Below are 16,900 nucleotides of genomic sequence, written 5' to 3' on the forward strand. Positions count from 1 at the left end.
TGGTGCGCATCGTGTCCCGCAATCTGGGATATCGGTCGCCGCGTGGGGCGCCCCCGGCCGGATCGGTGATGTCGTGGTCGCGGAGCGCCACCTCGTCGAAGTGACCGCGCCACCCGGCCCGAAGCTCCACCGTCCCTCGCGTCGCAGGACCGTCGATCCGCCCCGGCCCGGCGGGGACGCGAGCGGGCCCCGCACCCGGGAGGGGTGCGGGGCCCGTGGTGGTACCGCGATCCGGCGGCCAGGGCCGCTAGGGCCGATCAGGCCAGGTCGAAGCGGTCCAGCTCCATGACCTTGGTCCAGGCGGTGACGAAGTCGCGGACGAACTTCTCCTTCGCGTCGTCGGCGGCGTAGACCTCCGCGACGGCGCGCAGCTCGGAGTTCGAGCCGAAGACCAGGTCGACCCGGCTGGCGGTGCGCACGACCTCCCCGGCGGCGTCGAAGCCCTCGAAGCTGGTCGAGGCCTCATCGGCGGGCTTCCACGTCGTGCCCATGTCCAGCAGGTTGACGAAGAAGTCGTTGCTCAGCGCGCCCGGCCGCTCGGTGAACACGCCCTGCTGCGACCGCTGGTGGTTCGCGTCCAGCACCCGCAGACCACCCACGAGCACGACCATCTCCGGCGTGCTCAGGGTGAGCAGGTTCGCGCGGTCGATGAGCTGGTACTCGGCGGGCATCGGCACGCCCTTGCCGACGTAGTTGCGGAAGCCGTCCGCGACCGGCTCCAGGTGCGAGAAGGACTCGACGTCGGTCTGCTCGGCGGTGGCGTCACCGCGGCCCGGGGTGAACGGGACCTCGATGTCGTGCCCGGCGGCCTTGGCCGCCTGCTCGACGCCGACACCACCGGCCAGCACGACCAGGTCGGCGAAGGAGACCTGCTTGTCGGAGCCGGAGTTGAACGACTCCTGGACGCCCTCCAGCGCGCTGATCACGGTCGCGAGCTCCTCGGGCTCGTTGACCTCCCAGCTGCGCTGCGGCTCCAGCCGGATGCGGCCGCCGTTGGCGCCACCGCGCTTGTCGCTGCCCCGGAAGGTGGAGGCCGCGGCCCACGCGGTCGACACCAGCTGGCGGACGGTGAGGCCGGACTCGGCGATCGCGGTCTTGAGCCGGGAGATCTCGGCGTCACCGATCACCTCGCCCCGCGCCGGCTTCGGGACCGGGTCCTGCCAGAGCAGCTCCTCGGAGGGCACCTCGGGGCCGAGGTAGCGGTCCACCGGGCCCATGTCGCGGTGGGTCAGCTTGAACCACGCGCGGGCGAAGGCGTCCGCGAACTGGTCCGGGTTCTCGTAGAACCGGCGCGAGATCGGCTCGTAGATCGGGTCGACCTTGAGCGCCAGGTCCGTGGTGAGCATGTTCGGCGCGATCTTCCGCGAGGGGTCGTGCGCGTCGGGCACGGTGCCCTCGCCGGCCCCGTCCTTCGGCCGCCACTGCCAGCCGCCACCGGGGCCCTGGTAGAGCTCCCACTCGTAGCCGAACAGGTTCTGGAAGAAGCCGTTGCTCCACTCGGTCGGCGTGGAGGTCCAGGTGACCTCCAGGCCGCTGGTGATGGTGTCGGCGCCGTGGCCGGCCCCGTGCGCGTTGGTCCAGCCCAGGCCCTGCGCCTCCAGCGGAGCGGCCTCGGGGTCCGGTCCGAGGTTCGAGTCCGGGGCGGCGCCGTGGGTCTTGCCGAAGGTGTGGCCACCGGCGATGAGGGCGACGGTCTCCTCGTCGTCCATCGCCATCCGGCCGAAGGTCTCGCGGATGTCGCGGGCGGCGGCGACCGGGTCGGGCTTGCCCTCCGGCCCCTCCGGGTTCACGTAGATCAGGCCCATGTGGGTGGCGCCGAGCGGCTGCTCCAGGGTGCGGTCGTCCTCGCCGCCGGAGATGCGCTGGTCGCTGCCGAGCCAGGTGGTCTCGGAACCCCAGTAGATGTCGTCACCGGGAGCCCAGGTGTCGGCGCGGCCACCGGCGAAGCCGAAGGTCGTCAGCCCCATCGTCTCCAGGGCGACGTTGCCGGTGAGGATCATCAGGTCGGCCCAGGAGAGCTTGCGGCCGTACTTCTGCTTCACGGGCCACAGCAGGCGACGGGCCTTGTCCAGGCTGACGTTGTCCGGCCAGCTGTTCAGCGGGGCGAACCGCTGCTGCCCGGCGTCGGAACCACCGCGGCCGTCGCTGACCCGGTAGGTGCCCGCGCTGTGCCAGGCCATCCGGATCATCAGCGGACCGTAGTGACCGAAGTCGGCAGGCCACCAGTCCTGCGAGGTGGTCAGCACCTCGTGGATGTCCCGCTTCACCGCGGGCAGGTCCAGGCTCTCGAACTCGGCGGCGTAGTCGAAGTCCTCGCCCATCGGGTCGGCGACCGCGGGGTTCTGGGCCAGCAGCTTCAGGTTGAGGCGGTTCGGCCACCACGCCTCGTTGCCGTTCCCCTGCGTCGGGTGGGGGAGGCGGCCGCCGTGCGCGACCGGGCAACCGCCGGTCGCGGTGTCAGGGCTGTCAGTCACCTGGGGTCCTTTCAGGATCGGTTCGTTCGGGATCGGAACTGGCGCAGGAGGGGCAGGTGCCCCAGTAGATGACCTCGGCCTCGTCGATCGCGAAGCCGTGGTCGTCGGAGGCGGTCAGGCAGGGAGCGGCGCCGTGGGCGCAGTCCACGTCGGCGATCACCCCGCAGGACCGGCACACCACGTGGTGGTGGTTGTCCCCGACCCGCGCCTCGTAGCGGGCGATCGAGCCCATCGGCTGGATCCGGCGCAGCAGGCCCGCCTGGGTCAGCGCCCGCAGCACGTCGTAGACGGCCTGGTGCGAGACCTTCGGGAGCTCACCGCGCACGGCCTCGATGATGGATTCGGTGCCCGCGTGCGGGATCCGGTGCACCGCGGAGAGCACGGCCAGGCGCGGGCGCGTCACGCGGAGCTCCGCGTCGCGCAGCATCCGCTCCAGCTCGTTCGTGGTCCGGTGCACGAGGCCCATTGTCCGGGACTAACTGGAACGAATCAAGTTATCGCCGGGGATGATCTCGTGGTCTCCGCCGTCCAGCGGGCCGGGACCCCTGCTGGTGCGGGCGGTCCCGGCCGGTCACGCGACGACCGCCTCGATCGCGCAGTGGGAGCCCGAGAGCTCGGTGGTCGCCGAGCGCCGCAGCCCGGCGGCCGCGAACAACCGGTCGAAGCCCGCGAGGTCGCGCTCGCGGCCGGGCGCCATCGCGAGCATGTTGAGGTCCATCAGGGCCGCCGGGCCGGGCTTCGAGGGCGGCCCGAGCACCAGCTCCACGACCACCACCCGGCCGCCGGGCCGCAGCGCCCGGCGGCAGGCCCGCAGGATCGCCGCGCAGGACTCGTCGTCCCAGTCGTGCAGGATGAACTTGAGCAGGTGCAGGTCGGCTTCGGGCACCGAGGTGAAGAAGTCCCCGGACTCCGCGGCGCACCGGTCGGCCAGGCCCCGCCCCGCGATGTCCGCGCGGGCGGACTCCAGCAGGTGCGGCAGGTCGTGGACGACGCCCGTGGTCCCGGGGTGCGCGTCCAGCATCGCGAGCACGAACGAGCCGGTGGCCCCGCCGATGTCCGCGATCCGGTCCCCGGGACGAGCGTCGATCGCCGTGACCGCCTCCCGGATCACGCCGGCGGACAACTCCGCCATGCCCGCGGAGAACAGGTCGGCCTCCGCCGGGGCCTCCGCGAAGTACTCCCAGATCGGCTTGCCGTGGGCGGCGGCGGACTGCTCCGTCCCGTGGCGCACCGCGTCGGTCAGCCGCTCCCACTGCCGCCAGTGCCCGGGGCTGCTCCAGGTGATCGCGAGACTGCGCAGCGAGTCCGGGGCGTCCGCGCGCAGCCGGTCCAGCAGCGGTGTCGCGGCGAAGCGCGCGGTCTCCTCGTCGTAGGAGGCCAGCTCGAAGTGGACGGCGCAGCGCAGCAGCCGGAGCATCGCCTCCGGGTTCGCTCCTGCCTGGTCGGCGACCTCGGCGGCCGGTTTCGGACCCCGGTGCAGGAGCTCGGGCACCCGCAGCTCGGCGAGGGCCCGGGCGGCCTGGGCGACGAACTGCCCGCTGATCATCGACATCATGGTCCGCTGGTGCTGGGCGTCGTATCCCACGTCCGTCCTCGTTCCGCTCGGTGACCGCCGGGCAGGCGATCCGGCCCCGTGGAGCGCGGCGGCCGCCGCACCCCGCCCCGCCCGGCTGCGCACCGGGACGGTACCTGATCTTGCCAGCCGCTTCGCCGCGCTCGTCGCCGGTTCGAGCCGGAGGACCGATCCGCCGCCGGGGGGGATGAGCGGGTCCGCGCGCCCGGCCTCCCGCCCGGGAGCGGCCGGGCGCGGGCCGCCTCCCGCCGGCGTCGGCGCCTGAGCGGTCCGGCGCCCGTCGCGCGCTCCCGACGGCCGCTCATCCGCGTCGCGGCCGTCCCGATGCGCGGCGAGCGCGCCGCTGGCCTCAGCCGGCTCAGGGCGCCTCGCCGACGAGGTCGACCGCCGTGCCCTCCTCCCACGGGCGCGGATCGGTGAGGAAGGTCGAATCCCCGTCGGGGCCCTGGAGCTCCAGCCACCGGCGCAGCGCCGAGCGGACCCGCTCGGTGGGCACCCCGACGCCCTGCGCGATGAGCTCCCGCAGCAGGCTCTCGGCGGCGGTCGTGCGGTCCGGGTCGTGGAACAGGCCCTTCTGCGCGGCGACCACCTCCCGGGGGCGCCGGGCGAAGCGGACGGCCCGCCGCTGCGCGTGGGCCACCACGTCGCCGGGGACGACCTCGTCCACCAGGCCCCAGGACCGCGCCTCCCCGGCGTCGAGCGGACGGGCCTCCAGCATCAGCTCCAGCGCCCGGGACGGCCCGACCAGCTGCGCCAGCCGCCGCCCGCCGAAGGTGGTGGACAGCCCGATGCTCAGCTCCGGCAGCACGAAGCGCGCTTCCTCGGAGCCGAACCGCAGGTCGAAGAACACCGACATCTCCAGCCCGCCGCCCCCGCACGGGCCGTCCACGGCCGCGATCCACACCGCGGGGGAGCGCAGGATCCGCTCCAGCGCGAGGTTGAACTCGACGAGCCGGTGGACCCCGGCCAGCGGGCCGCGCCGCAGCAGCCGCCGGGCCACCGCCCCGCCGCGCCGGTGCAGCAGCGCCACCGAGCGCACCACCGCCGCCGTCGCACGCGGGGAGAGCGGCGGCGATCCCTCGGCGGCGGTGAGCAGGTGCCCGATGTCGTAGTGCGTGATGTACCGGCCGGGAACCCCGCCGGTGACCACGACGGCGCCGACTCCCCGATCGCGCTCCACCGCGTCGACCAGTTCGACGAAGTCCCGCTGCATCGCGGCGGTCATGTAGTTGTGCGGCGGGGCTGCGACGAACGCGGTCAGCACCCGCCCGTCCTGCTCCACCCGCAGCGTGGCGTACTCCCGCTCGACGGCCCTCACCGCGCCGCTCCGCCGACCGGCACCGCCACGCGACGCCCCTCCTCCGACAGCGCGGCCAGCACCGGCCGCGGCGCGTCCCCGGCCGCGAGCACGGTCGCGTCCGGGCGCACCAGGGCCGCGCGGGCCCCGCCCTCGGCCAGCCAGCGGCCCAGCGGCTCGTCCGGGGCCACCCGCACCGGGATCGCCCCGGCGCGTTCCACCTCGCGCAGCTCCCCGGCGTCCAGCGGGAGGTCGGTGACGAGGGCGAAGCGACCCCCGGCCAGGTCGTCGAACCGGCACGTGCGGGTGACCTCCGCGTTCGGGCACAACCGTCCCGCGAGTTCCGGGCGCGCGCGCACCAGCGAGGAGCGGCGCAGCGCCGGGCTGGAGCTCTCGCCCAGCGCCGCCCGCACCCCGGGGACCCGCAGCAGCGCCGGCAGCAGGGTCCGGCGCACCAGGTCGGCGGGGCGCCCGCCACCGGTCATGGCCCGCCCCATCGCCACCGCCACGCGGACCATCATCGCCGCGTGCTGGCGGCGCTCCACCTGGTAGCTGTCCAGATCGGACTCCGGGAGCTCCCCGCGCAGCACTCCGGCCAGCTTCCAGGCCAGGTTCTGCGCGTCGCGCAGCCCCGCGCCCATGCCCTGCCCGACGAACGGCGGGGTGAGGTGGGCGGCGTCGCCGAGCAGGAACACCGGTCCGTCGCGCCAGCGGTCGGCGACCTGGGAGCGGAAGGTGTACTCGGTGATCCGCAGCAGCTCCAGGTCCAGCCCGTCCCGCACCCAGGGGCGCAGCAGCGGGCGCAGCGCGGCGATGGTGGGGAAGTCGGCGGCCGACTCCCCGGGCAGCAGCTGGAACTCCCAGCGGTAGCGCTCCGGTCCGACGCGCATGAAGGTGGCCGCCCGCTCGGCGGAGCACAGCTGGTGCGTGCCGTCCCACCTGTCCAGGTCGTCGGCCGTGGCGATGTCGGCCACCAGCCACCGCTGCTCGAAGCCCAGGTCGGTCATCCGCGCGCCGATCACGTCCCGCACCAGGCTGTTCGCGCCGTCGCAGCCGAGCACCCGGTCGGCGACCACCGCGTCCCGCTCCCCGGTCGCGGTGTCGCGGAACTCGACGGTCACCGCGCCGTCGCCGGTGATCTCGTGCCGCACCAGGCCGGTGACCTCGACGCCCCCGCACAACTCCGCCCGGGGGTGGCGGGCGAGGTTGCGCCGCAGCAGCCGCTCCAGTTCCGGCTGGTCGAACATGTTGGCCTCGGGGAAGCCGTGCGCGCCGGGCTCCGGGGGGCGGCCGAACTCGGCGAGCACCTCGGTGTCGGCGTCCACCAGCCGCATTCCGGGCGAGGGCAGCGAGATCGCGGCGAACTCCTCCGCGACGCCGAGGCGGGCCAGGATCCGGTGCACCTCCCCGTCCAGGTGCACGGCGCGCGGGCGCGGGTAGACCTCGGTGAAGCGGTCGAGCACGAGGCACTCCACGCCGAAGCTCGCGAGCAGGGTGGCCGCGGTGATGCCGGTCGGGCCGGCCCCGACCACCACGACGGGTACCCGGCCGGTCATCGGTGCTCCACCGGGTTGCGCTGGGTGCCCAGGTCGAGGGCGCCGTCGTCGGTCGCGATCGAGGCGGTGATCACGTCTCCGTGGCGCAGGTACGCGGGGTTCGCGGCCTGGCGATCGATGAAGGACTTCCACTTCTTCGCCGGGGGCAGCAGCCCGCCGATGATTTCGAGCGCCTTCGCCGGGGCCCGCAGCGCCGTGCCGCCGGGTGTGCCGGTGAGCACCAGGTCGCCCGGGTCGAGCGGCTGGAACCGGGCGAGCACGCCCAGCGCGCGGGCCGGGGGAACGATGATGTCGGCGAGGGTCCGGTCCTGGCGGACCACGCCGTTGACCTCCAGGCGCAGCCGCAGCCGGCCCAGCCGCGCGTGGTCCGCGGGGTCCAGCAGCACCAGGCGCGGGCCGACCGGGGTGAAGGTCGGGTAGGACTTCCCCTCGTAGAACTGGCCCTTCGGCAGCTGCACGTCGCGGGCGCTGATGTCGTTGGTGACCACGAGCCCCGCCACGTAGCGCGGCAGGTCGGTCTCGGCGACCTCGGTCCCCACCGGCAGCGGGGCGCCGATGACGAGGCCGAGCTCGACCTCGTAGTCCAGCAACCGCACGTGCTCGGGCCGAACGACGGTGGCGTCCGGTCCGGTGACCGAGTGCGAGGCCTTGCGGAAGAAGGTCGGCAGCACTTCGTCGGGATCCATGCCGGAGTCCCGCGCGTGCGACTTGTAGTTGACCATCTGGGCCACCACGCGGCAGGGCGTGGTGACGGGGGAGACGAGCTCCAGCGCGGTGACCTCCACCGCCTCGCCGTCGTCCGCGGCGGCCGCCTCGACCGCGGCGCGGTCGGCCAGCAGCTCGGCGGTGGTGCGGGCGGCGGTGTCGACCCGGACGGCCCGGCCGGTGCCGGGGAGCTCGACGTACCAGTCGTCGGTGGTGCGCAGGACGGAGGTGCTCATGAGTTCATCGCTTTCATCAGGCTCAGCAGGCGGGCGGTGGTGAGGTCGGTCCGGTCCCCGCGCACGCTGTCGAAGATCTCGCGCAGCTTGCCCGGGGACGGCGAGGCGCCGAGGAAGTCGCGGGTGACCGGCGGGCCCCACTGGGCGAGGCCGGAGGAGGACATGCTGGCCCAGCCGGGCTCGACGGAGGCGTCGAACAGGTCGCCGTCGGCGAAGTGCTCGACCATCAGGCCGTCCGGGTCGCGCCAGTAGTCGAAGAGCTGGCTGCCCTGGACGTGGCGGCCGATGCCCCAGGCCCGCTTGTAGCCGCGCTCCCCGAGGTACTGCCCGCCCGCCGCCAGCGCGTCGAGGTCGGTGACCTGGTAGGCGGAGTGCACGTACCCGGTGGACGGGCCCAGGTGCATCGCGAGCGTGTGGTGGTCGGCCGGCTCGTCACCCCGGTCGCACCGGATGAACGCCATCGTCGGGCCGAAGGACCGGTCGTCCGGCAGGTACAGGAAGTCGCTGACGATGAGCCCGAGCGTGCGCAGGTACCAGTTCAGCGCGGCCTGGAACCGGGGCGTTTCCAGCACGACGTGCCCGAGCCGCTGCACCCGGGCCGGCTCCAGCGCGGGCCGCTGGGCGCGGTTGAGCCGGGGTGCGGCGAAGCGGTCGGGCCCGAGGCCGGTGTTGAGCGTCAGCGGGACCTGACCGGGCAGCTCCGCGTGCTCCTCGGCGCCGTGCACCACGCCGACCGCGATGCCGGAGGGGTCGGTCAGCTCCGCGATCCGCCCGGAGCGGCCGGGCCCGAGCCCCCGGATACGGGCGTCCGCGTGCCGGGCCAGCCGGTCGAGGTCCTCGGACGCGGCGGCCTGGAACACCGGGCCGACGAAGCGGGAGCGAGCGCCCCGCCGGACCACCAGCGAGTCGGTGCCGGGGAAGCTGCCGCGCAGCCGCAGCTCCTCGCGGGTGCGGGCGGCGATGGTGAAGCCGAAGTCGCGGGCGAAGCTCTCGGTGCGGTCCAGGTCGGGTTTCTCGAACTCCAACCAGGCCAGATCGCGGACCTTGATGATCGGGTCGCGGACCCGGCCGGGGTGCTCCCCGGGCAGTGCGCCGCGCTCGCTGTGCAGGCCGCTGTGCGCGTCGGCGGGCAGGTCGTCGGGAGCGGGTATCTCGATGGTCATCGCTGGTCACCTCGAAGCGATCGGTCGTCGGGACGCGGTTCCGCCGCGCCGGGAGGGCCGGGCCGCGCGAACCGGGGGAAGAGGGCTTCGGCCGCACCGCGCCGCATCGAGCGCTGCTGCTCGGCGGTGAGCGTCGCGTCGGCGGCGAGCGCCTCGGCGAGCCCGCGGGCCACCGGGGCCGGGGTGAACGGGAGGTCGCTGCCGTAGAGCAGCCGGTCCGGATCCGCGAGCGCCAGCAGCGCGGGGAGCTGGCGCGGCAGCGCGAACCCGGCCAGGTCGTAGTGCAGGCCCCGCAGCGCGCCCGCCACGTCGATCGGCGGACCGCCGCTGATCAGGGAGAACGCGGCGATCCGGTCGGCCAGCACGGGCAGCGCGGCCCCGGCGTGCGGGACGACGAAGCGGATCCGGGGATGGCGTTCCAGGGCGCCGCTGAGCACCAGGGAGGCGACCGCGCGGGTGGTCTCGAAGGGGAATTCGAGCAGGGGGCGCGGCAGTCCGGCGCTGACCGCCTCCCAGCACGGCGGGGAGGTCGGGTGCAGCACCACCACCGCCGCGCGTTCGTCCAGCGCGGACAGCAGCGGTTCGTGCTCCGGGTGGCCGAGGTGCTTGCCGTCGTAGTGGGTGTGCAGCGTGATGCCGTCCGCGCCGAGCGCGTCGAAGGCGTGCTCGACCTCGGCCAGCGCGCCGGTGACGTCCGGCAGCGGCAGCGACGCGAGCAACCCGAACCGGTCCGGACGCGCGGCCGCGATCTCCGCGCCCTCGGTGTTGACGTCCCGGGCGAGCCGCCGCGCGTCGGCGTCCGATCCGAAGTGGACTCCGGGGGAGGACACCGACAGCAGCGCGGTCGCGACGCCGAGCGAGTCCATGTCCGCCAGCGCGGATTCCGGGCTCCAGTCCGGGATCGCGGGCATTCCGTCGGGTTCGGCGTGTCCGGCGTCCACCATGGCGGCCCGCAGGCGCGGGGTGACGTAGTGCGCGTGCACGTCGATGGCGCCGTCCAGCGGCGGGCCGGAACGGGGACTCATGGTGCTCCTCTCGGGTGGGGGCGGATCGCTTTACTGATGAAATCATCAAACATGTTGAAGTCATCGTCAACAGCTCGACCCTGAGAAAGTGATGAGAACATCAGAACAGGGGTTTTCGTCAGAAGTCTTGTTAAGCTGGGCACATGCCCACTTCAGCCACCACCGGCAACCGCAACGACCGCCGCCGGGCCGCCACCCGGCAGGCGCTCGTGCGCGCGGCCCGGCAGATCCTCGCCGAGACCGGCGACACCTCCGTGAGCATCCAGTTCATCGCCGAGCGGGCGGACGTCGGCTTCGGCTCCTTCTACAACCACTTCGAGTCGAAGGCGCAGCTGTTCGACGCGGCGGTCGCCGACGTGCTGGAGGAGTTCGGCAGCGCCTTCGACGCGCACCTCAGCGAGGTGCAGGACCCGGCCGAGCTCGTCTCCGGCGGCTTCCGGCTCAGCGCCCGGATGGTCGACTCGAACCCGGAGGCGATGCGCATCCTGTGCGACCGCGCCCGGGGCCACCTGCACTCCGAGGGCGGCCTGGCCCCGCGAGCCCGGCGGGACGTGAACCGGGGGATCGCGGAGGGGCGGTTCCTCGAACTGGACCCGCTGATCGCGCTCACCGCCCTCGGAGGCGCCATGCTCGGCCTGGTCGAGCTGCGGTTCTCCCACCCGGAGATCGACGGCGACCGGGCGGCGGCCGAGCTCGCCGAGATGCTCCTGCGCAGCTTCGGGCTGACGGCGGAGGAGGCCGCCGAGGTCGCCCGCCGGCCCCTCCCCGAACTCCGCTGACCCGGAGGACGCCCGGCGGCCCGGGCGTCCCCCGCGACGGATCACCGCGGTGGGTAGGGCAGCAGTCCGGCGTCGACCGCCTCCCAGGCCGCCCGGAGCCCGGCCAGGACCTCCGGTTCCCGCGTGGCGAGGTCGGCGCACTCCCCCGGGTCCCGCTCCAGGTCGAACAGCACGTCCCGCCCGTGGTTCACCGGGATCTTGGCGTTCTCGGCGCGGTGGTACTTCCACTTCCCCCGGCGCAGCGCCCGTTCTCCGCGTTGCCGCCAGAACAGGTCCCGCGCCGGGGGCTCCTCGCCGCGCAGCAGATATCCGGCCAGGCTCGCCCCGTCCAGCGGTGCGGTCGGGTCGGGACGCGCTCCCGCGACCTCCAGCGCGGTGGCGGTCCAGTCCGGGGTGATCACCGGCGCGGCGCTGAACTGACCGCCGTCCAGCCGGGCCGGCCACCGCGCGATCGTCGGCACCCGGATCCCGCCCTCCTGCAGGGACGACTTGTGCCCGTCCAGCGGCCAGGTGTGCGAGAACCGCTCGCTGCCGTTGTCCCCGGTGAACACCACGAGGGTGTCCTCGGCCTGCCCGGAGCGGTCGAGCGCCGCCAGCACGTCGCCCAGCGCGCTGTCCAGGCCCTCCACCATCCGCCGGTAGGTGTCCAGCGAACCGCCGTCGGTGTGCGCGAGGGCGAGCTTCTTGCGCTCCGGCGGGAGCGCCCGCACCCGCTGCGCCACCCGCGCCGCCTCCTCCTCGTCGCCCTCGGCGATCCACGGCCAGTGCGGCGTGGTGAAGTTGAGGTTGAGCAGCCACGGCGCGCGGTGGTCCCGCTCGATGAACTCGGCTCCCCGCTCGGCGATGATCCGCGGGTAGTAGCGGGAGTCCTGGTGCGGCTCCTCACCGTCGTACAGGTCGTGGCGGCCGTCCTCGTCGATCTTCGAGTACGGCTCCAGCGCCCCTCCGTAGCTGCCGAAGAACTCGTCCCAGCCGGAGCGGAGGGGGGAGTGCTCCGGCAGCGCGCCGCAGTGCCACTTGCCGATCATCGCCGTGGTGTACCCGGCGTCGCGCAGCGCGGTGGCCAGCGTCGGGTGCGCGGGATCGAGGCCGGGATCGCCGGCCTGGATGGGCTCTGCCAGCCCGGCCTCCACGCGACCCGGGTAGCGGCCCGTGTAGAGGCTCAGCCGGGTGGGCGAGCAGGTCGGCGCCCCGGCGTAGCCGTCGGTGAACCGGACGCCCTGCGCGGCGAGCCGGTCCAGGTGCGGGGTCGCGAGGTGCGGGGCGCCGTAGCAGGACAGGTCGGCCCAGCCGAGGTCGTCGACGAGCACGAACAGCAGGTTGGGGCGCGGGGAGCGGCGACCGGGCGCGGCCTGGAACGGTCGCTCGGCCGGTGCGGCCGCGGCCTCCGGGCGCTCCGGCCCGGGCAGCCCTGCCACCACGGCGGCGCCCGCCGCGGCGCCCGCGCCGAAGGCGCCGCCCAGGTGACGGCGGGAGAACGTGCGAGATGAGGGGGACATGACGGGAGCGGTCCTCTCCGGGGTTGGGGTGGGTGTTGCGGCGCCCGGGGCCGCGTCGCCCCGGGCGGCGGTGGGGCGGCGGCGTTCCACCGCCGCCGCTTCGCGGTCCGAGCGCCCCGATCAGCCGCGCAGCTTCGCGAGCGCGGTGTCCGATTCGGACGCGGCCCAGCTGAAGATGCCCTTGGACATCGTGCTGCGCTCCGAATCCGCGCGGGTCGCGTAGACCTGCTTGCGGGCCCGCTGCACGGTGGCGCTGTCCGGGGCGGCGTCGCCCGCCAGCTGGGCGAGGTGGCAGGCCAACCGCAGCGAGCCCTCCTCGGCGAGCGCCGTCGCGCGCTCGGCCAGCACCTCGGCGCCACCGCACAGCTCGGCCAGCTCCCCGGCCAGCGCCTCGTCGGGGGCGGGCTTGAGGCGCGCGGGGTTGCCGTCGTACCAGCCGCCGTGGAGCCGCCAGACGTTGCGGACCACGAACTCCGGCTCGTCGTAGAGCGGCTGCAGGTAGTGCAGCCCCGCGAGCTCCTCGGGCACCCGCACCCGGTGCACCGCCTCGACCAGGGTGGCGCCCTCGTTGAGGCACTCCAGGGTCTGCTCGACGAGGCTCTCCAGGTAGGCGGCGCTGTTCTCCAGGGCTTCCCGGATGCGCGCGGCGCCCACGATCGGCACCCCGTGGCTGCCGAGCATCAGCTCCGCGCCCAGCGAGGCCATCCAGCGCAGGGCGGCGGCCCACTCCTCGGGGAACCGCTGCACCTTCTGCGGGTTCCCCGCGTTCGGCGCGAGACCGATGAACAGGTCGCCGGGGAACAGGATCTTGCGGTCCGGCAGCCAGCCGACGGCGTGGTCGTCGGTCTCGCCGCGGTGGTGGGTCAGCTCCAGGACGACTCCGCCGACCTCGATCCGGTGCGAGTCGGTGAACGTGACGTCGGGGTGGCGGTACTCGGTCGGCCAGGTCAGGTCCGGCATCTGGAACTGGCGCCGGTTGATGATGCCGTTGTAGCCGTTGGTGCGGACGTAGCGGTCGAACCGCTTCGCCACGTTCTCGTGCGCGACGACGACGGGGGCGTCACCCGCGGCCTCGAACGGGCCGAGGCCGAAGACGTGGTCGGCGTGGCCGTGCGAGAACACCGCGTGCGTGACCGGCGCGTCGCTCCACCCCCGCACCGCGCGGTGCAGGTTGTCGGCCAGCATCGCCGAACCGGTGTCGAACAGCAGCAACCCCTCGTCGTGGCGCACGGCGAAGGAGTGGCTGAAGCCCGGCACCATGAACACGCCGTCGGCCACCTCCTCGGGGGCGGCCATCGCGGAGTGCCCGGCGAGCTCGGCGAGCGGGGCGCGCCCCGCCCAGACCTCTTCGGCGGCGTGCAGGATGGATTCGGTCATGGCGTTCCTCTCCTCGGGGTGCGGGTGGTGGCGCGGACGCGCGGTCACGCGGCGCTGGTGGCCGGGGCGCGGGTGGCGCGGCGCTCGACGAACACGGTCGCGGCGGCCATCGCCAGCAGGGTCGGCTTGTTGAAGAAGGTGCCGAGCACGGTGAGCCCGGCCACCGAGTCGATCGAGTACAGGTAGGCCAGCGGCAGCAGGTGCAGGGCCCACATCGCCGACCAGGCGGCGGTGAGCCCCAGGTGCCTGCGCGCGGCGCCCCGGTCGCGCGGGCTGTCGTCCGGGGTGACGCCGAGCTTGCGGCAGACGACGGCGGTGATCGGACGGCCCACCAGCAGCGATCCCGCGCAGACCAGCAGCGCGACGACGTTGATGATCAGCTCGGGCAGGAAGAACGCCCTGCCCTCGCCCATGAGGACCGCTCCGGCGCTGTGCAGGGCGACGAAGCCGGTGGAGGCGATGACCAGGCCCAGCGGTTCGCCGCGGTAGCGCCGCAGCGCGGCGATGACCACCGCGACCAGCAGCGCGGCGAGCGCGGCGCGGCGGGCTCCCCAGGGGTTGTTCAGCAGCAGGAAGGTGAACGGCGGCGCGGCCGCGTCCACGACGTGCCGCAGCACCGCGCCCGCATCGGGTCGGGTGCGGGAGGGCGGGGCGGCGGAGTCGGTGCTGGGTTCGCTCATCGGGTTCTCCACGGGGCTCGGCAATCTTTGCAGCGACACTGCAATAGTGCGGCGCTGCGGGGTCGGGCTCGGGCGGAAGTCGGGGTGGCGGACGGCTCGGCCGGTCGCGTCCGCGGTGGACCAGTCGGCGGGATCCCGTGTGGCGCCCGGAGTTCCGGTTCGCGCGGCTCGGGTCCGCGATGTTTCTGATCGTATCATCACTTACGAGTTGAACGTCAGAAACTTGGGGGTGGGCGGTTGCCGAGCGCCCGCTGGCCACTATATTGCAGTGAGACTGCAATTGGCTGACCTGCCGAACCCGAGGAGCGAACATGAGCACGACGGTGACGTTGACCGGGACCGGAGTCCCCTTCCCCAGCGCGGACCGCGCCGGTGCCGGGACCCTGATCCGCCACGAGGACATCGCGATCCAGGTCGACGCGGGCCGCGGCACCACGCTGCGGCTGGCGGGGCTGGGCGTGCTCCCGAGCGACCTGTCGGCGCTGCTGCTGACCCACCTGCACAGCGATCACGTCGTCGACGTGGCCGACCTGGTGCACACCCGCTGGGTGCGGGACCACCTGACCGGATCCGGGCCGCTGGAGGTCGTGGCCAGCGACGGGCACGCGCGCCGGTTCCTGGACCGGGTGCTCGACGCCTACGAGTACGACGTGGCGGTCCGCCGCGAGCACGTGCAGGAGAACCCGCCGAGCCTGGTCCCCACCCTGTTCGAGCTGCCGGAAGTGCCGACCGAGGTGTGGGCCGACCCCTCCGGCCGGGTGCGGGTGGAGGCGGTTCGAGTGCGCCACGAACCCGTCGAGCAGGCCGTGGCCTACCGGATCACCACCCCGGACGCCGTCGTGGTCGTCTCCGGCGACACCCGCGTCTGCGACGAGGTCCAGGACCTCGCGCGCGGCGCCGACGTGCTGGTGCACGAGGCCTGCCGGGCCTCCTCGCTGGGGCCGTTCGTGGAGGGCACGGCCTTCGAGACGATCTTCAGCTACCACGCCGACACCGTCGCCCTCGGGGAGCTGGCCGCGAAGGCGGGCGTGGGGCGGCTGGTGCTCACCCACCTCATCCCGGCGCCGGAGACCGAGGAGGATCGGGCGGCCTACGAGCGCGAGGTGCGCGAAGGGGGCTGGACCGGCCCGCTCCTGGTCGGCTCCGACCTCGATTCGGTGGTCGTCGGGAAGTGAGGCGGCGCGCCTTCGCGGGCGGGTGGTTCCTGGTGAGGGGAACCCCTTCCGGGGCCGCGCCGGAGAACCCGGCTGCCGCGGTGGCGGCCTACTGTCCGCTGGCCCGCTCCGTGCCCACGTGGAAGAGAGGTTCGCCATCAACGCTCACCGAATCGCCGGGGCGGCAGGTGTCGCGGCGGCCGCGCTGGTGGTGTTCCCCGCGCTCGCGCAGGCCGACGCCGAGCCGATCGGGGCCGGCCTCGTGCACCTCGCGGGGGGCCGCCCCAGCGACCAGGCGCCGGTCCGCGGAGGCTGAGGACGCGGTTCGATCCACGCTCCGACGATCATCGGCCGCTGGGGCCGCGTGCGAAGCGCCGCGCTCTCCCCGGCGCGCTCCGGGCACCGCCCTCCGCGGAGGAGCGAGGCGAGCTGACCCCGCCGATGCGCTTCGGGTGCGGCGCCCGCGCGCGCCCGCGCCGAGTTTCCCCGACGCCGCAAGGAATGCGTGCGGCGTCCGGATCGTCAAGTGGGGGGAATCCCGCCCGGTCTCGGGCGAATCGGATGTCGGCACCACGGCGTGCGGAGACTCGTGGTGGTCGCCCCTCCTGGTGAGCAACGTCGTTCCCAGCGGCGGGCGTGCGACCCGAATCGTCCTACATGTTCGGAGGAGTGCGGATGAACCCCCCTGCTGGATCGGTGGTGCGCCCGGCCAGTGCGCTGAGCGAGCAGGAGCCGGAATCCCGGGTGCGCGTCGTGGTGTGGGCGGCCGATCCGATCACGCTGAACGGTCTCACCCAGACGCTGACGGGCAGCCTGGACGTGTTCGTCACGACGGGCGAGCTGCCCGCCGAGGTGGACGTGCTGGTGTTCGCGGCCGACCGGGTCACCTCCGAGGTGATGGCCCGGATGCGGCGGACCGCCGCGCAGACCACGGCCCCGATGGTGCTGGTGACCAGCGAGCTCGACCGCTCGCACCTGCTCGGCGCGGTCGAGTGCCGGGTGGTGGCGGTGCTGCACCGCAGCGCGGCCACCGAGGAGCGGTTGATCAGCACGATCGCCATCGCGGCGCGCGGCGGGGGGATGCTGCCGCCGAACCTGCTCGGCGACCTGCTGCGCCAGGTGCAGAACCTCCACGAGGAGGTGCTCACCCCGCGCGGGCTGAACTCGGCCGGCTTCAACAGCCGGGAGATCGACGTGGTGCGGCTGCTCGCCGAGGGCTGCGACACCGAGGAGATCGGGAATCGGCTGTGCTATTCGGAGCGCACGGTGAAGAACATCATCCATGCCCTGACCAGCCGTCTCGACCTCCGGAACCGTCCGCAGCTCGTCGCTTACGGGCTTCGGGCGGGCATAATCTAGTAATCTTCCACTGCGGTGACAGA

At 73.9% G+C, this 16,900-nt stretch carries 15 protein-coding genes; 4 read left to right on the forward strand and 11 right to left on the reverse strand.

What is annotated here, in order from left to right; translation table 11 throughout:
- Positions 1-257 precede the first annotated feature (257 nt).
- The 8 genes from katG to ACL03H_RS00710 all read right to left on the reverse strand — a co-directional run bounded on the left by katG (position 258) and on the right by ACL03H_RS00710 (position 10,029).
- Complete coding sequence (gene katG / locus ACL03H_RS00675) at positions 258-2,474, reverse strand: catalase/peroxidase HPI (RefSeq protein WP_412809028.1); 2,217 nt, start codon at positions 2,472-2,474, stop codon at positions 258-260.
- On the reverse strand, positions 2,467-2,901 hold the full coding sequence (locus tag ACL03H_RS00680; RefSeq protein ID WP_412809072.1) for a Fur family transcriptional regulator: 435 nt from the start codon (positions 2,899-2,901) through the stop codon (positions 2,467-2,469). Before ACL03H_RS00680 ends, katG begins: the two co-directional genes overlap by 8 nt.
- 144 nt (positions 2,902-3,045) lie before the next feature.
- Positions 3,046-4,059 carry a methyltransferase gene (locus tag ACL03H_RS00685; protein WP_412809029.1) on the reverse strand — a complete coding sequence of 338 codons (1,014 nt, stop codon included), beginning with the start codon at positions 4,057-4,059 and terminating at the stop codon, positions 3,046-3,048.
- Positions 4,060-4,405: 346 nt separating this feature from the next.
- Positions 4,406-5,365, reverse strand: coding sequence for an enoyl-CoA hydratase/isomerase family protein (locus ACL03H_RS00690; protein ID WP_412809030.1), 960 nt, complete (start codon positions 5,363-5,365; stop codon positions 4,406-4,408).
- On the reverse strand, positions 5,362-6,900 hold the full coding sequence (gene mhpA / locus ACL03H_RS00695) for a bifunctional 3-(3-hydroxy-phenyl)propionate/3-hydroxycinnamic acid hydroxylase MhpA (protein ID WP_412809031.1): 1,539 nt from the start codon (positions 6,898-6,900) through the stop codon (positions 5,362-5,364). The genes ACL03H_RS00690 and mhpA overlap by 4 nt, the downstream gene beginning before the upstream one ends.
- A complete protein-coding gene (locus ACL03H_RS00700) occupies positions 6,897-7,841 on the reverse strand; it encodes a fumarylacetoacetate hydrolase family protein (protein WP_412809032.1) in 945 nt (314 codons plus the stop codon). The genes mhpA and ACL03H_RS00700 overlap by 4 nt, the downstream gene beginning before the upstream one ends.
- Positions 7,838-9,004 (reverse strand): VOC family protein, encoded by a 1,167-nt coding sequence (locus ACL03H_RS00705; protein ID WP_412809033.1) that lies wholly within the window; start codon positions 9,002-9,004, stop codon positions 7,838-7,840. The genes ACL03H_RS00700 and ACL03H_RS00705 overlap by 4 nt, the downstream gene beginning before the upstream one ends.
- On the reverse strand, positions 9,001-10,029 hold the full coding sequence (locus ACL03H_RS00710; protein ID WP_412809034.1) for an amidohydrolase family protein: 1,029 nt from the start codon (positions 10,027-10,029) through the stop codon (positions 9,001-9,003). Before ACL03H_RS00710 ends, ACL03H_RS00705 begins: the two co-directional genes overlap by 4 nt.
- Positions 10,030-10,172: 143 nt before the next feature.
- Between ACL03H_RS00710 and ACL03H_RS00715 the strand changes: the two genes are divergently transcribed.
- The gene (locus ACL03H_RS00715) at positions 10,173-10,808 is read left to right on the forward strand and encodes a TetR/AcrR family transcriptional regulator (protein ID WP_412809035.1); all 636 of its coding nucleotides are present in this window, start codon (positions 10,173-10,175) and stop codon (positions 10,806-10,808) included.
- Between the two features lie 41 nt (positions 10,809-10,849).
- On the opposite strand, the gene ACL03H_RS00720 is transcribed toward ACL03H_RS00715, so the two are convergent.
- From ACL03H_RS00720 to ACL03H_RS00730, 3 genes are all read right to left on the reverse strand, one after another.
- Positions 10,850-12,307, reverse strand: coding sequence for a sulfatase family protein (locus ACL03H_RS00720; protein WP_412809036.1), 1,458 nt, complete (start codon positions 12,305-12,307; stop codon positions 10,850-10,852).
- Between the two features lie 120 nt (positions 12,308-12,427).
- Positions 12,428-13,684, reverse strand: a complete 1,257-nt coding sequence (locus ACL03H_RS00725; RefSeq protein ID WP_412809037.1) for an alkyl sulfatase dimerization domain-containing protein — start codon at positions 13,682-13,684, stop codon at positions 12,428-12,430.
- A gap of 44 nt (positions 13,685-13,728) precedes the next feature.
- Positions 13,729-14,364, reverse strand: a complete 636-nt coding sequence (locus ACL03H_RS00730) for a DUF3159 domain-containing protein (RefSeq protein ID WP_412809038.1) — start codon at positions 14,362-14,364, stop codon at positions 13,729-13,731.
- A gap of 311 nt (positions 14,365-14,675) precedes the next feature.
- On the opposite strand from ACL03H_RS00730, the gene ACL03H_RS00735 reads away from it, so the two are divergent.
- The 3 genes from ACL03H_RS00735 (at position 14,676) to ACL03H_RS00745 (ending at position 16,877) form a co-directional block, all read left to right on the forward strand.
- Positions 14,676-15,539, forward strand: coding sequence for an MBL fold metallo-hydrolase (locus ACL03H_RS00735; RefSeq protein ID WP_412809039.1), 864 nt, complete (start codon positions 14,676-14,678; stop codon positions 15,537-15,539).
- A gap of 118 nt (positions 15,540-15,657) precedes the next feature.
- Positions 15,658-15,834: a hypothetical protein gene (locus ACL03H_RS00740; protein WP_412809040.1), complete on the forward strand. Its 177-nt coding sequence runs from the start codon at positions 15,658-15,660 to the stop codon at positions 15,832-15,834.
- Between the two features lie 359 nt (positions 15,835-16,193).
- Positions 16,194-16,877: a helix-turn-helix transcriptional regulator gene (locus tag ACL03H_RS00745; protein ID WP_412809041.1), complete on the forward strand. Its 684-nt coding sequence runs from the start codon at positions 16,194-16,196 to the stop codon at positions 16,875-16,877.
- Positions 16,878-16,900 lie beyond the last annotated feature (23 nt).

Origin of the sequence: Saccharopolyspora antibiotica, assembly GCF_047200635.1 — a bacterium.
In the GTDB taxonomy this organism is placed as follows: Bacteria; Actinomycetota; Actinomycetes; order Mycobacteriales; family Pseudonocardiaceae; genus Saccharopolyspora_C.

What these genes read in the sequence shown, in the direction of transcription:
- ACL03H_RS00710 (WP_412809034.1), bottom strand. Translation starts at nt 10,029, where the DNA reads ATGAGTCCCCGTTCCGGCCCGCCGCTGGACGGCGCCATCGACGTGCAC.
- ACL03H_RS00720 (WP_412809036.1), bottom strand. Translation starts at nt 12,307, where the DNA reads ATGTCCCCCTCATCTCGCACGTTCTCCCGCCGTCACCTGGGCGGCGCC.
- ACL03H_RS00735 (WP_412809039.1), top strand. Translation starts at nt 14,676, where the DNA reads ATGAGCACGACGGTGACGTTGACCGGGACCGGAGTCCCCTTCCCCAGC.
- ACL03H_RS00700 (WP_412809032.1), bottom strand. Translation starts at nt 7,841, where the DNA reads ATGAGCACCTCCGTCCTGCGCACCACCGACGACTGGTACGTCGAGCTC.
- mhpA (WP_412809031.1), bottom strand. Translation starts at nt 6,900, where the DNA reads ATGACCGGCCGGGTACCCGTCGTGGTGGTCGGGGCCGGCCCGACCGGC.
- ACL03H_RS00715 (WP_412809035.1), top strand. Translation starts at nt 10,173, where the DNA reads ATGCCCACTTCAGCCACCACCGGCAACCGCAACGACCGCCGCCGGGCC.
- ACL03H_RS00730 (WP_412809038.1), bottom strand. Translation starts at nt 14,364, where the DNA reads ATGAGCGAACCCAGCACCGACTCCGCCGCCCCGCCCTCCCGCACCCGA.
- ACL03H_RS00745 (WP_412809041.1), top strand. Translation starts at nt 16,194, where the DNA reads ATGAACCCCCCTGCTGGATCGGTGGTGCGCCCGGCCAGTGCGCTGAGC.
- ACL03H_RS00705 (WP_412809033.1), bottom strand. Translation starts at nt 9,004, where the DNA reads ATGACCATCGAGATACCCGCTCCCGACGACCTGCCCGCCGACGCGCAC.
- ACL03H_RS00680 (WP_412809072.1), bottom strand. Translation starts at nt 2,901, where the DNA reads ATGCTGCGCGACGCGGAGCTCCGCGTGACGCGCCCGCGCCTGGCCGTG.
- ACL03H_RS00725 (WP_412809037.1), bottom strand. Translation starts at nt 13,684, where the DNA reads ATGACCGAATCCATCCTGCACGCCGCCGAAGAGGTCTGGGCGGGGCGC.